Source organism: Scardovia wiggsiae F0424, assembly GCF_000269605.1.
Taxonomy (GTDB): Bacteria; Actinomycetota; Actinomycetes; order Actinomycetales; family Bifidobacteriaceae; genus Scardovia; species Scardovia wiggsiae.
The window spans coordinates 843,941-857,389 of record NZ_AKCI01000001.1 but is presented as its reverse complement, the minus strand read 5'-3'; the positions used below and the strand labels follow the sequence as shown (position 1 = coordinate 857,389).

The window sequence follows — 13,449 nt, the reverse complement described above, 5'->3', positions numbered from 1 at the left end:
GCGGACTGAAGTTATAAGATACCTATGAAGGTATAAAATATTTACTCGGCCTGCGGCACCCGGATCATAGCTTCCTGGACCATAGCCGCTACAAGTTTCCCGTCACGGCTGTAAACCTTTGCCGTGGCAAGCCCGCGGCCGTGGCCTGCAACCGGTGTATCCTGCTCAAAAAGGGTCCAGTCATTCATGTCAATATTGTCGTACCACCACATGGAGTGGTCTATGGAAGCGAATGATATCCCTTTAGTCGTAAAGCTTATCCCCGCGCGTCTCAGTATCGGCTCCATCATGATCTGGTCGCATCCCAGAGCCAGCAGTGCGCGGTGTATGGTCTGGCTTGCGTCCACATTCCCGTCCGCTTTCATCCATACGAGCTGATGCCCGCCCTCTGCATGTGCGCTGCCTGCCGTGCTGTTCTGGCTGCGGCCCTGGTCCCTGGTTTTGCTGTCATTTTTGCCTTTCCCGCCGTTATTACCGCTGCTGTTGCTGTTCCCGAGCAGGACTGTCGGCGTAACATGCCTGATGTCGAACGGTGATTCCTTAGCATAATACGCCGCAAGAGGAGAAACTTTCTCATAAGGCTTCATAAGCTCTTTGACGCTGGGAAGGTCTTCAGGCTGCACGGCCGCATCCGGCGCTGGATCATGGAACTGGAACCCGTCCTGCCCGTACTCTTGGAAGCTTGTGATCGCAGTGAATATTGCCCCGTCGCGCTGAGTAGCATTCACCCGCCTGGAGGAGAAAGACCTGCCGTCGCGGAGGTTTTCCACATCAAACAGGACATCCTGATGGATATCGCCTGCCGCTATGAAATATCCGTGGATAGACTGGGGGAGGCGGCCTTCAGGCACAGTTTCCGATGCAGCGACAACAGACTGTGCAATCACCTGTCCGCCATAAACATGGCCGGTAGGGAAGTAGAGGCTCTCGCCCTTGATATACGTATGCTGAAGGCTTGCCGCCGGCTCTCCCAGCGACAGGACATCTATGAGACGGTTGACAGGCGATTGCGCAGATCCTGCAGGTGTACTGCGGCCAGGCATATTTTCGGACATAGCTTTATTGTATTCGCTGGCGTGATAAAAAGCTGGGAACCGCCTGTCCGTTATGTGCAGCTGTTACTCGTATACACCTGCTATTCACGGGTAAGTTTGCGGTGCAGGCGGTGCGGCTTGGAGGCCTCTTCGCCCAGGCGCTGTACTTTGTTCTCCTGGTATGACTGGAAGTTGCCTTCAAACCAGTACCAGTTGGCAGGGTTTTCGTCATCGCCCTCCCATGCGAGGATGTGGGTCGCAATACGGTCAAGGAACCAGCGGTCATGGGAAACGACTACAGCGCATCCGGGGAATGCGATAAGCGCATTTTCCAGACTTTCCAGTGTTTCCACATCCAGATCGTTCGTCGGCTCATCAAGAAGCAGAAGGTTCCCGCCCTGTTTCAAGGTAAGCGCCAGGTTCAGGCGGTTGCGCTCGCCCCCGGAAAGCACGCCCGTCGGCTTCTGCTGGTCTGACCCTTTGAAGCCGAAACTGGCAACATATGCGCGGGTGGGTACTTCAATGCCGCCCACTTCAATGAAATCATTACCGTCGGAAACTGCTTCCCATAAATTCTTATTGGGGTCCAGCCCTTCGCGGTTCTGATCAACATAAGAGACCTTTACGGTATCGCCAATTTCCAGGTTCCCGCCTGTCAGCGGTTCCAGGCCTACAATAGTCTTGAACAGTGTAGACTTACCGACACCGTTAGGGCCTATGACGCCGACGATGCCGTTGCGCGGCAGGGTGAAGCTCAGATCATCAATAAGCACCCGGTCGCCGAAAGCCTTATGGATATGTGAAGCCTCAAGGACTTTGGAACCCATCCGCGGCCCCGGCGGGATCTGGATCTCTGAGAAATCAAGCTTCCTGGAGTTCCTGGCCTCAGCTTCCATTTGTTCATACCGTTCGAGGCGTGCCTTGTTCTTTGCCTGGCGCGCTTTCGGCGAACTCCGCACCCACTCGAGCTCGCTGTTGAGCCGCCTGGCGAGTTTGGCATCTTTCTGCCCCTGGACTTCAAGGCGCTTGGCCTTGGTCTCCAGATACGTGGTGTAGTTCCCCTTGTACGGATACAGATGCCCGCGGTCAACTTCGCAGATCCATTCCGCAACGTTGTCAAGGAAGTACCGGTCATGGGTCACTGCGAGCACGGCACCCTTATACGTGTGGAGGAACTGCTCCAGCCACAGGATCGATTCCGCATCCAGGTGGTTGGTCGGCTCGTCAAGCAGCAGAAGGTCAGGGGCTTCAAGCAGGAGTTTGCACAGTGCTACGCGGCGGCGTTCGCCTCCTGACAGCACTTCCACCGGGGTATCCGGATCAGGGCACTGCAGGGCGTCCATCGCCTGGGACAGCTGGCTTTCCAGGTCCCAGCCGTTTGCCGCGTCGATCTCAGTCTGCAGTTCGCCCATTTCTGCCATAAGAGCGTCAAAATCAGCATCTGGAGAAGCCATTTCTTCGCCGATCTCATTGAAGCGGCGGACTTTCTTCTGGATATCGCCGAACGCCATTTCAATGTTTTCGCCGACTGTTTTGTCTTCGTCAAGCGGCGGTTCCTGCTGGAGTATGCCTACCGTATAGCCGGGCGTCAGCGTTGATTCGCCGTTTGATACCGTGTCAAGCCCTGCCATGATCTTCAGCAGCGTGGATTTGCCCATGCCGTTAGGGCCGACGACGCCGATTTTGGCGCCGGGGAGGAAGCTCAGCGTCACGTCATCAAGGATGACGCGGTCTCCGAAAGCCTTGCGGGCGTTTATCATCTGATAAATAAATTCAGCCAACGTATGTCCTGTTCTCTGTCTGCAGTTCTGGCCGCTCAGGGCTTTGAAGGTCCTCAGCCCTTAGTTTCCGCGGTTATTTCCAAGGTTTTACAACGGCTCCAATAATACTGGATATGTGTGACGATGCGCGTATTGCGGAGGTGAGGCGATGGAAAGCGTCTGTTTTCCACTTTCCCCTATGCCGGTGGTAAAACACGCAGATATAAAAATAGGAATCGCTGAAAAACCGTCGAATCGGATTTTATATCTGCGTGTTTTACCACCGGGGATGAATAGTACGGCAAAAATACAGAAAATAAAATTAAAATACAGCCTGTTTTTAGCGGATAATCAGCAGATAGATAGCCTGCCTATAGCCCGTCAGCTTGACTGGCTTATTGGCATGGAACCCGGCTCAGGGTTCAGATGAGCGGCTATAATAGAGGTACATGTGTGAAAGGAAACACGATGAGCGACAAAGACAGCAAAAAAGATAATAAAGGCGCCGAAGACGGCAGGGATGAGCATCATGCCAGTTTTAACGGGAAAACGATGGTGGGGCTGAAACTCAACCTTGCAGGTGTTAGCTGCAGCGTCGATGTGGGTGAGGCTGAATCGCTTGAGTTTGAGAATTGCAAGAAGTCGGATTTCTTTATTGAATATGCTGATTCGATCCTGACTGTCAGGCGCAAGAAGCCGCTGCTCAAGAATATTTTTGTCCTTACTGACGCTGATATACCGCGGGTGAAGATCACCCTTCCTGACCGTGTCCTCAAAAGCACTAAAATCAAGCTGAATGGGGCTGCCTGTACTGTAAACGGCTTGAATTCAAAGAAACTGACTATCAGGAACAGAGCGGCGAATATTGATTTGGACAATGTTGATATCGGGACTGCTAAAGTCAGTATTGAGGCCGGGAACGTGAAGTGGCGCAGCGGCGTGCTCCGCGAATCCATAGAACTGGCGTGCTCTGCCGGCAACGCGACGTTTGAAGGCATCCCGGAAGATTTCGGGTATGATGCAAAACTGCGTGTCGGGAAGCTGTCCCTGGGCTCCCGGCAGATCAGCGCCCTGACCGCTGCGGATACTAAAAAAGGCACCCCATTTTTCAAAATCACATGCGACGTTGGGAATGTGTCTATCCGGTAGGTTGGTTTGCCGGCTGACACGTATAGAAGCAGTCCTTTTAGGGTTGGCGTTACAGTGTGAATATTAAAAGATCATGAAGATACAGCTGTTGATACGTGATAAAAGCACGATAAAACTATCCAATTTTTAGGGAGTAGCCGGCGATTTATTGTTAACACTTAATCCGTATTTCATGCGGAGAATTAGGCGTGCAGTTATGCTAGAATAAAGCTATCAGCACCCACCCAAGGCTACGTTTTCGTCCTGAAATGCGGTGGGTCATTTTAAGATGGAGGTCGGCAAGGTATGGTTAATGGGAAATTAGTCGAGTTTTTATTAAAACTTACACCACTCTTAAAACTTACACCACTCCATAGTAACGATAATATTAATGTGCTTGATGAGCTTGAGCGAATTGAAAGGAGGATTAAGAGTTCTAACGGTGTAGAAAAGGAACTTCTAGAGGAACGGAGAAAAAAAGTACTAGCTTATAAGTTGCTTGGTTACTCTAAAGATTCATATTATAGGAATATAAGGAAGAAGAATGCTAGATATCAGCCCTGGCTAGGCTATATATTTTGTTATTTTTCCGGTATTTTATTATCATTATGTCTAAGTTTTATTATTTATTGTTGGTTCATAGACGATAGAATTACGAGGGAAACAAAAATAGAATTTAGTCTATTATGTTTCTTTATTGTGATTGTACTTGTACCTTTTATGGCTTTGATTAGTGTTTATTTGTATCGATGGTGCTTTTGGCACAGAAGTTTTAGGACGGATATAGCAAAACCATACCTTTATCGCGATCATTATTATGAAGAGGTTTTAGGCAGATGTAAGGAAAACTCCTTCGAGAACTCATTCAAACTTATTAGATTACGTGATATGCAACGTAAGTGGTGGAAGGTTGGTTTTTTCACGTTGGGAATAGCGAATAGTATAGGAGTATTGTGTACGGAATCATTGTCACACCCGTGGAGCACATTATCATTCGTATTATTGACAGCATCGGTGCTCATCCTACTATGGTGCTTTGCCTTCTGTCCTAAAATGGGCGAGCTGCCAAAGATTAAGACTGTCGAAAGTGAGAATGAGGAATGGTGTGAGAATAAAGGTAAAAAAGAATATTTTTATAAGCTAGTTAAATATATAGCACAGTCTAGGGATTCTGTATTATATATTGGATCCGCGGATGTAGAGGGTAGCGTCCCTTCGCATTATATTGATCTTGTAAGTACTGGTAGTAAATATATGAATAAAGAGGATTTCGAAAACGAAAAGAAAGATTTGAAAGAAAGCTCCTATGGTACTATCATTATGGACTTTAGCACTTGGACCACTGATGAGGGGGATATTAGTAGTGGAGTACTGGAAGAACTGAAAGAAAAAGAAATAGTCTCTTTTCTTAAACCCGACGGGGAATTGTTCATTGGAACAAAAGAAATTAGAGAAACTAAGAATCGTGAAGAACTAATTAATATAGAAAATAAGCTAGAGAGTGTTGAATTTCTTAATATTGATTATATACAGAAACATCCAAACCTCCCACCATCATTAATAGGAAAACTAAATCCGACAGAATATCTAGTATTTGGTTATAGAAAAACGAAAACTGATTAATTTACATAATTGCTACGCTTCGAGCAATAGTGGAATATACGCGATTAGTGTTGGTATAGAAGAATTATTATGAGACACATCAGTGCGGCGGGTTTTACGCGGCGGCTGCTACTATGTACTGCGTAGCGACTTGGGGATGTAGCTCAGTCGGTTAGAGCAAACGACTCATAATCGTTCGGTCCAGGGTTCAAGCCCCTGCATCCCCACGTACTGCTTCTAGAGCATCGGATATGAACTGCAAATAGCCGGGATCCGCTCTGATTTGTTCCGATCCGCTTGTAGAGGAATTCTCCCAGGACTTGACACGTCGCCCGCAAAGCGTATAATCACTCAAGGTTTCCGGTTCACGCCTGCTAAAGGGGCATGGCGACCCGGTTCCCCTAAGTCCCTAGGAGAAATATGAAAAAGGATATCCATCCGGAGTACGTACCTACCGAGGTAACCTGCTCATGCGGTAACCACTTCGTTACCCGTTCAACTGTCACATCCGGACATATGACCGTAGATGTATGCTCTAACTGCCATCCTTTCTACACCGGTAAGCAGAAGATCCTTGATACCGGCGGCCGCGTTGCCCGCTTCGAGGCACGCTACGGCAAGAAGAACAAGTAGCTATACGTTTGACGCCAGGCCCGGCATACGCTGGGGCTGGCGTTTTTGTATTCTACATTGTATCTTCCGCTGAGTTGGCTCTGCACAAAACAGGCAGGCATAAACAGATATAAACAGGCATAACCCATGCGCCTGGCAACAGGCGTTGAGGGCGCCGGCAGCAGAAGGATACTGGCGGTCCCTCATAATATCCCGCACAATATCAAATAAGGAATATACGAATGGCACAGGTTGAAGATTTTCCGGCAGCACAGCTGGCACTGGATGAGTACCATGATATTGAGCAGCAGATGAGCACTCCGGAGGTGGCATCGGATCCGGATAAGATACGTAAGCTCGGCCGGCGCCACGCCGAGCTGGCACAGATCGTCTCCATATACGAGGAGTACAGGCGCGTTGCAGGCGACCTTGAAGCGGCACAGGAGTTTGCCGCCGAGGATGAAGGCTTCGCCGCGGAAGCTGCCCGGCTGGAGGCGCAGCTGCCGCAGCTGGAAGAAAAGCTGCGTACAGCGCTGATCCCACGCGACCCCGACGATGCCCGCGATACGATCATGGAGATCAAAGCAGGCGCCGGCGGCGAAGAAGCGGCGCTTTTTGCGGGCGACCTGCTGCGTATGTATACCCGGTACGCCGAAAAGCGCGGGTGGTCCACCGAGGTCATGAGCCAGAATATGACTGAGCTCGGCGGCGTAAAAGACCTCCAGATCGCATTCCGCACTAAAGGGGCGGTGGCGCCTGCCGACGGTGTGTGGGCATCGCTCAAATATGAGGGCGGCGTGCACCGTGTGCAGCGTATCCCCGTGACTGAATCCCAGGGGCGTATCCAGACTTCCGCCGCCGGCGTGATCGTGTTCCCTGAGGCCGATGATGACGATGATGAGATTACCATTGATCCTAAAGATCTGAAGATCGACATATTCATGAGTTCCGGCCCCGGCGGACAGTCAGTAAATACTACGTATTCTGCTGTGCGTATGACGCATATCCCTACGGGGATCGTAGTAAGTATGCAGGATGAAAAATCCCAGATACAGAACCGGCAGGCAGCGCTGCGTGTCCTCAAATCGCGGCTTCTGGCAATGAAGCATGAGGAGGAAGCCCAGGAGGCCGCTGATATGCGCCACTCCCAGGTCCGCTCCCTTGACCGTTCGGAGCGTATCCGCACATACAACTTCCCCGAGAACCGCATCGTAGACCACCGCACGAATTATAAGGCATACAATCTTGACGCTGTCCTTGACGGCGACCTCCAGGCTGTGATCGATTCCGATATACAGGCTGATGAGGAAGCCCGCCTTGCCCGGCAGAGCCAGTAGCGGGGAGCAGCAGCTGCAGACACAGTACGGCGGCAAGGCTACGGCAGGGTTGCGGGTCACTACGATGGATATTGGTTTTTCTTTCAATTCCCAGGTCGGGGATGCCCTCAGCGGGATTGCGCAGGCTCTGGGGCAGGCAGGCATAGAACATGCGGATAATGAGGCGCGGCTCCTTCTCAGCTCTACGTTTGGGGTGTCTTCGTCAGATATCACCCTTGCAGTTATTATGGGGATAAGCCTGAAAGATCTGCAGTCTGCCGGGCATTGCCCGATCAGCGCTGCGGGCGCCCAGGAAGAGAATTTCCGGCTCTTAAGGCAGCGTGTTATGCGCAGGCAGGCCCGGGAACCTTTGCAATATATAGTAGGATATGCCCCTTTCAGGTTCCTGAAGATATCCGTGGGACCGGGGGTTTTTATCCCCCGCCCTGAAACAGAGACCCTCGTCCAGATAGGCCTTGACTGGCTGCGGGATAAAGGGCAAAGTGTCAGCGCGGAAGGGCACAGTGCCGGAGCAGGGGACAGCAGCACCGGAGAGGGGACCGACAGTACAGGAAAAGGCAGCAAGGCAGAGCTGGGGCCGGATAATGGGAACGGCCGGGGCAGGCCCCCAGCCCGCCCGCGTATTGCCGACCTGTGCGCAGGCAGCGGGGCAGTAGGGCTTTCAGTGTTAACAGAGTGCCCCGGTACCGAAGTATATGCCGTTGAGATTAGCGGTGATGCGCTGGAATGGGCGCATAAAAATGCGGATAAAATCTGCCGGGCTGACCCGTCAGCTAAAAACCGCTATCACCTTGTCCACGGCGATGCTGCGGATCCCGCAATCGCTGGTACCCTCGGCACAGGCCGGTTCGACGCTGTCCTGAGCAATCCGCCGTATGTGCCCCTCAGCCGGATACCTCAGCAGCCTGAAGTCCGTGAATATGACCCTGACATCGCTTTATACGGCGGCTCGGCAGACGGGCTGGAGATCCCGCAGAAAATCATCATCAGCAGTTCCCGGCTTTTGCGTCCCGGCGGCCTGTTTGTTATGGAGCATGATATTTCCCAGGCAGCGGCATTGCGGAGCTTTGCATCGCGGAATGGGTTCAGTGACGTCCGGACCCGCCGGGACCTTACAGGCAGGGACCGCTTCCTGACAGCAATAAAGCGGTGAGTTACTGCATCAGATAAGCTGCAAATGCCTGCGGCGGCAAGTGCAGGCGGCATCGGGAGGCATCCCCTCCGGCTGTTTCCCAACGGGGCATACCGCCGATATGCAGGAGCAGGCCGGCAGCAGGGCCAGTCCCAATGTCGAATGCTTCTTCGGATGTCCCCGGATTGACGGCAATAAGGACAGACTCACCGGACTTCGGGTCTGTCCTGGTATAGGCAAGGCTCCGCATGTCCTCCTGTGCAAAAACTGCTGACAGCCCTGAAGACGGCGAAAGCGCAGGATGTGCGCGGCGCAGGCTTATGATATCCCGGATGATGCTGAGGAGTGAATGCGGGTCAGCATCCTGTGATTCCACGTTTATGCCGTCATCCGCGCCGGAAGTGTCTACGGGCAGATAAAGGCGTGAGGGATCGGCAGAAGAGAAGCCGCATGAGGGCGACGCTCCGGCATTATACGGCGCCCACTGCATGGGGGTCCTGCTGCCGGTCCGCCGGTATCCTCCTTCTTTTGTAGGGATATCGCGGTAATGCATCCCGATCTCATCGCCATAATAAAGGAAAGGTATCCCGGGCATAGTGAAGACCATCCCGTAGGCCAGGCTTATCTCACGCGCTGTCAGGCGGGGTGCAATACGCGGGGTGTCATGGTTGCAGGTCAGGAAGCTGAAGCTGCCGAGCAAGTGTGACCTCTCATACTGGGGCAGATAATCTTTGAGGAACCCTACAGGTGATGTTCCTGAATCGGCGTTGAAATAGCTTTTGTCATCATCGCGTACAAGAGGTGTATCCGTATCCCGCAGCAGCTGGTTGTACCCGTTAGGGTTTCCCCAGCGCCAGTCGAGATAGAAGTCCATATCGAAGCCTGCCTTGAGGGAAAGCCACGGGCGCCCCCATTCCGATACGAAAGCAGCCTGCGGGAACTCTTCCCTGACAGGTGCAAGCATCCGTTTCCATGCTGCGGTTGTATACGGCTTGTCGTCAGGATCGAATTTCACCAGCGAATCGGCCATATCAACACGGAAGCCGTCGCATCCGCGTGAAAGCCAGAACTGCATGATATCAACCATTGCGGCTTCGGTTTCCGCAGCATGCCTGCTTCCCGCCGACTGCTGCCAGGGCTTGCGCGTATGGGCGAACCCGTAATTGAGGGCAGGCTGGCATTTGAAGAAATTCAGTATATACGTAGCATCACGCTCGCTTTCGCCTCCTATGAATGGGAGTGAATCGCCGTTGCTGAAGGCGCTGTCGGTCCATATATACCGGTCGGCGAATTCCCCAGGATCTGCAGACGAGCTGCGTGTGAACCATTCGTGCTCCTCGCTGGTATGCCCCGGGACAAGGTCCAGCAGCACATGCATCCCCCGCCTGTGAGCTTCACTGAACAGCCCGATAAGATCATCATTAGTGCCGTACCGCGGCGCAACCAGTTTATAGTTGCGCACATCATAACCGGCATCCTTGAAAGGCGAATCGAAGCAGGGGTTGATCCACAGGGCATTGCATCCCAGCGACTGTATATAGCCCAGCTTCTGTGTGATGCCGGGGATGTCACCGATCCCGTCACCGTTGGAATCGTAAAAGCTTTGGGGGTATATCTCATAGAACACTGCATCCTGCAGCCACTGCGGGCTGTCTTTGTGCCATGGGGCTGTACTTTCCGCAATAGGGATCGGCCCGCTGCCTGCATCTGGGGATGCGGGGCAGCTGCCGCCCTCTGTACTCATCTGCCGGTTCTGCCGTGCTGCCGGTTTTTCTTTAGTACTGGTCATGAAGGATACTTTAATGCATCATAGGTACCCGTCGGGGAACTGCAGAGAGTCCTTCTGTGCCCGTTTCCTGCGGCCTGCTGAAAATACCAGTTAAAAATATTATTGGATTTTGGTCCGCATTATTCGCGTGTCTGATTTGTACGCAAAATACATTTCTGCTACCATCAAAAGTGAACGTTCTAATTGATACCGCAGTAGGTATATGAGGAACGCGGAAAAAGGAATAGTCCCCGCGAAGCAGTGGGGGTTTAAGGAGAGTTATTTATGAAAAAACTCACAAAAGTAATGAGCATTGCAGCTGCCGGTGCCGTGCTGTTTGGTATGTCCGCATGCGGTAACAGCAACAATGGCGGCGGCTCAAATGACAGCAATGTGACGCTCACTGTTTGGGGTCCTTCCGAGGATCAGGCCAAGTCCGATTCATGGCTTCAGACCATGGAAAAGAACTTTGAGAAGGCCAATCCGAATACCAAGTTCACATGGAAGAACGCTGTAGTGTCTGAAGGGGATGCCGGCAAGAAGGTAAAGACAGATGCCAAGGCTGCAGCAGACGTATACATGTTTGCTAACGACCAGCTCGGTACTTTGAAAGAATCCAATGCTATCTCAGAGCTTTCTGATGATGCTGTAAAGCAGGTAAAGGAGCAGAATTCCGATTCTGTTATCCAGTCTGTAACCGGTTCTGACGGCAAGCTTTATGGCGTGCCGTTCACCGGCAATACATGGTTCATGTATTACAACAAGTCAAAGTTCACTTCCGAGGACATTAAGAGCCTTGACACCATGCTTCAGAAGGGCAAGGTGACTTTCCCCGTTTCCAACTCATGGTATTTCCCTGCATTCTACATGGGCAATGGCGGTACCATGTTTGGCGCGAAGGGCACAGATGCAAAGGCCGGCGTAAACTTCCCGGATGCTGCTGCTGTAACCGCATACCTTGCTAAGCTCGTTGCAAACCCGAACTTCTCAGATGATGCTGACGGTTCAGGTATCGCTGCTGTCAAGGCAGGGAAGGCTGATGTCTTCTTCTCCGGTACATGGGATGCTTCCAATGCTAAAGAAGCCCTCGGCGACAACTATGCTGCTGCCCCGGCGCCTTCCTACACCCTGAACGGCAAGTCTGTACAGATCAAGCCATTCTCCGGTTCCAAGGCAATCGCTTCCAACCCTAACTCCAAGAACCCGAAGTGGGCTTCGAAGTTTGCTGCATACCTTGGCAGCAAGGAGGCACAGAAGGCACATTACACAATGAGCAATGTTGTCCCGTCTGACAAGACCCTTGCGGATCAGGCCGATATCAAGTCTGATCCTGCCGCTATTGCTCAGATTGAGACCATTGAGAAGTACTCTGTGAACCAGCCTACGATTTCTGCTATGAATAACTTCTGGGAGCCGGCAACGACTTTCGGCAAGGCACTTTCAGGCAAGACCGTGACTGAGTCCAATGCTGAAGCTCAGACCACGTCATGGCTGAACTCCTATAAGAAGTAGTTCATATAACTACACAGGGCTGAAAAGTCCACATTAGTGTGAATGGGGGCCCGTAGCAGATTGTGCAGCGGGCACCCATCATTATTCCATATTCATTCCACACAATAAAAGGAGGTGGATCGTGACAGCGACGGCACAGACGCCGGCAGTCAGTAAGAAGAAGCAAAAAAAGGTAAGCAAAGATTATGTTGCCCCGTCCCGTTTCTCTTTTATACACGCTTTGAAACACGGAAGCGTTATTTCTAAGCTTTCTTTCTTCATATTTGGTTTAGGCAATCTGATCCATAAACAGTTCGTCAAGGGGATAGCTTTCCTCGCTGTAGAAGCGGCTTTTATCTATTTCTTCGTTACTGCAGGTATCCACAATTTGTCACGGCTTCCCAGCCTTGGCGGAGGCACACAGCGGCGGGTCAAAATCGATGGTGTCTGGAACTATATTAATCCGGACCCTTCAGTTGAAGTACTCCTCTATGGGGTCATAACCGTTGTCCTTATCCTGATTTTCGTATGGCTGATGTCCATATCGATGTCTTCGGCGTACAAGGCAGAGACCCTTGCCAGGGAGAACGGGCATGCCCCAGGGATCATCGATGACCTGAAGAGCCTTACCAATGAGAATGCTTCAGTATCGCTGATGTTCCTGCCGACGTTGGGCATCTTCATCTTCACTATCCTGCCATTGGTCTTCATGATTTCCATGGCGTTTACAAATTATGATGAAGGCCATACCGACCAGTTCACATGGGTAGGGTTTGACAGCTTTAAGCGGGTCTTCTCGACTACCGGTTCCACTATCAATATCGGGCTGTTTGCCAGTGTCCTCGTCTGGACCCTGGTATGGGCATTCTTTGCTACATTCCTCAATTATTTCTTCGGGCTGTTCATGGCTATGATCATCAACCGTAAGACGACCCGCCTGAAGGGGTTCTGGCGCGCAGTATTCTCAATGTCTATTGCTGTCCCGCAGTTCGTCTCGCTCCTTGTTATGCGTACGATGCTGCAGCAGAACGGCGCAATAAACCGCCTGCTTGAAAGCTGGGGATGGATCAGCGGACCGCTGCCGTGGCTGTCCGACGCGACATGGGCTCGTGTGACTGTTATCGTCATCAACCTGTGGGTGGGTATCCCGTACACGATCATGCAGGTTACCGGCATCCTTCAGAATATCCCCGCTGACCTGTATGAGGCAGCAAGGATAGACGGTGCGAACTGGTGGCAGATATTCCGCAAGATCACCATGCCGTACCTGTTCTTCGTCATGACGCCTTACCTGATCACGACATTTACCGGCAACGTCAATAACTTTAACGTTATTTACCTTCTTACGAACGGCGACCCGACCCCTGTCGGCGCGTCCGCGGGCAAGACGGACCTGTTTATCACGTGGCTGTACAAGCTGACTGTAGATAAACAGAATTACAGCCTTGGCGCAGTCATAGGTATTATGACGTTCATCGTCCTTGCCGTAGTTTCACTGATAACGTATCGCAACTCCGGCTCCTACAAGAATGAGGAGGGATTCCAGTGAGTAACAGTACAGCAGTTGCACAGGAAGAACGCCAGT

At 51.7% G+C, this 13,449-nt stretch carries 11 protein-coding genes and 1 tRNA gene; 9 read left to right on the top strand and 3 right to left on the bottom strand.

Going from position 1 to position 13,449, the window contains the following annotated elements:
* Window positions 1-41: 41 nt before the first annotated feature.
* Both HMPREF9156_RS0103810 and ettA read right to left on the bottom strand, forming a co-directional pair.
* The gene (locus HMPREF9156_RS0103810; protein ID WP_007147473.1) at window positions 42-1,043 is read right to left on the bottom strand and encodes an acyl-CoA thioesterase; all 1,002 of its coding nucleotides are present in this window, start codon (window positions 1,041-1,043) and stop codon (window positions 42-44) included.
* Between the two features lie 92 nt (window positions 1,044-1,135).
* On the bottom strand, window positions 1,136-2,815 hold the full coding sequence (gene ettA, locus HMPREF9156_RS0103805) for an energy-dependent translational throttle protein EttA (protein ID WP_007147472.1): 1,680 nt from the start codon (window positions 2,813-2,815) through the stop codon (window positions 1,136-1,138).
* Window positions 2,816-2,963: 148 nt separating this feature from the next.
* Here ettA and HMPREF9156_RS0103800 point away from each other — a divergent pair, with 148 nt between their 5' ends.
* The 7 genes from HMPREF9156_RS0103800 to HMPREF9156_RS0103765 all read left to right on the top strand — a co-directional run bounded on the left by HMPREF9156_RS0103800 (window position 2,964) and on the right by HMPREF9156_RS0103765 (window position 8,626).
* Entirely contained in the window at window positions 2,964-3,224 is a 261-nt protein-coding gene (locus HMPREF9156_RS0103800) for a hypothetical protein (RefSeq protein ID WP_007147471.1), read from the top strand.
* Between the two features lie 38 nt (window positions 3,225-3,262).
* Window positions 3,263-3,943: a DUF4097 family beta strand repeat-containing protein gene (locus HMPREF9156_RS0103795; protein ID WP_007147470.1), complete on the top strand. Its 681-nt coding sequence runs from the start codon at window positions 3,263-3,265 to the stop codon at window positions 3,941-3,943.
* Window positions 3,944-4,228: 285 nt separating this feature from the next.
* On the top strand, window positions 4,229-5,545 hold the full coding sequence (locus tag HMPREF9156_RS0103790; RefSeq protein ID WP_007147469.1) for a hypothetical protein: 1,317 nt from the start codon (window positions 4,229-4,231) through the stop codon (window positions 5,543-5,545).
* 132 nt (window positions 5,546-5,677) lie between these two features.
* Window positions 5,678-5,751 (top strand) — tRNA-Ile (locus tag HMPREF9156_RS0103785).
* 193 nt (window positions 5,752-5,944) lie between these two features.
* Window positions 5,945-6,157: a 50S ribosomal protein L31 gene (gene rpmE, locus HMPREF9156_RS0103780; protein WP_007147468.1), complete on the top strand. Its 213-nt coding sequence runs from the start codon at window positions 5,945-5,947 to the stop codon at window positions 6,155-6,157.
* Between the two features lie 221 nt (window positions 6,158-6,378).
* A complete protein-coding gene (prfA, locus tag HMPREF9156_RS0103770; protein ID WP_007147467.1) occupies window positions 6,379-7,473 on the top strand; it encodes a peptide chain release factor 1 in 1,095 nt (364 codons plus the stop codon).
* Complete coding sequence (locus tag HMPREF9156_RS0103765) at window positions 7,439-8,626, top strand: N5-glutamine methyltransferase family protein (protein WP_007147466.1); 1,188 nt, start codon at window positions 7,439-7,441, stop codon at window positions 8,624-8,626. Before prfA ends, HMPREF9156_RS0103765 begins: the two co-directional genes overlap by 35 nt.
* Before the next feature lies 1 nt (window position 8,627).
* Here HMPREF9156_RS0103765 and HMPREF9156_RS0103760 read toward each other — a convergent pair whose 3' ends face one another.
* The gene (locus tag HMPREF9156_RS0103760) at window positions 8,628-10,394 is read right to left on the bottom strand and encodes an alpha-amylase family glycosyl hydrolase (RefSeq protein WP_007147465.1); all 1,767 of its coding nucleotides are present in this window, start codon (window positions 10,392-10,394) and stop codon (window positions 8,628-8,630) included.
* A gap of 264 nt (window positions 10,395-10,658) precedes the next feature.
* Between HMPREF9156_RS0103760 and HMPREF9156_RS0103755 the strand changes: the two genes are divergently transcribed.
* Both HMPREF9156_RS0103755 and HMPREF9156_RS0103750 read left to right on the top strand, forming a co-directional pair.
* Window positions 10,659-11,885 (top strand): extracellular solute-binding protein, encoded by a 1,227-nt coding sequence (locus HMPREF9156_RS0103755; protein WP_007147464.1) that lies wholly within the window; start codon window positions 10,659-10,661, stop codon window positions 11,883-11,885.
* 121 nt (window positions 11,886-12,006) lie between these two features.
* Window positions 12,007-13,413, top strand: a complete 1,407-nt coding sequence (locus HMPREF9156_RS0103750; protein ID WP_007147463.1) for a carbohydrate ABC transporter permease — start codon at window positions 12,007-12,009, stop codon at window positions 13,411-13,413.
* The last annotated feature ends 36 nt before the right edge of the window (window positions 13,414-13,449 follow it).

What these genes read in the sequence shown, in the direction of transcription:
- HMPREF9156_RS0103795 (WP_007147470.1), top strand. Translation starts at nt 3,263, where the DNA reads ATGAGCGACAAAGACAGCAAAAAAGATAATAAAGGCGCCGAAGACGGC.
- HMPREF9156_RS0103765 (WP_007147466.1), top strand. Translation starts at nt 7,439, where the DNA reads ATGAGGAAGCCCGCCTTGCCCGGCAGAGCCAGTAGCGGGGAGCAGCAG.
- HMPREF9156_RS0103760 (WP_007147465.1), bottom strand. Translation starts at nt 10,394, where the DNA reads ATGACCAGTACTAAAGAAAAACCGGCAGCACGGCAGAACCGGCAGATG.
- HMPREF9156_RS0103800 (WP_007147471.1), top strand. Translation starts at nt 2,964, where the DNA reads ATGGAAAGCGTCTGTTTTCCACTTTCCCCTATGCCGGTGGTAAAACAC.
- HMPREF9156_RS0103755 (WP_007147464.1), top strand. Translation starts at nt 10,659, where the DNA reads ATGAAAAAACTCACAAAAGTAATGAGCATTGCAGCTGCCGGTGCCGTG.
- HMPREF9156_RS0103790 (WP_007147469.1), top strand. Translation starts at nt 4,229, where the DNA reads ATGGTTAATGGGAAATTAGTCGAGTTTTTATTAAAACTTACACCACTC.
- prfA (WP_007147467.1), top strand. Translation starts at nt 6,379, where the DNA reads ATGGCACAGGTTGAAGATTTTCCGGCAGCACAGCTGGCACTGGATGAG.
- HMPREF9156_RS0103810 (WP_007147473.1), bottom strand. Translation starts at nt 1,043, where the DNA reads ATGCCTGGCCGCAGTACACCTGCAGGATCTGCGCAATCGCCTGTCAAC.
- rpmE (WP_007147468.1), top strand. Translation starts at nt 5,945, where the DNA reads ATGAAAAAGGATATCCATCCGGAGTACGTACCTACCGAGGTAACCTGC.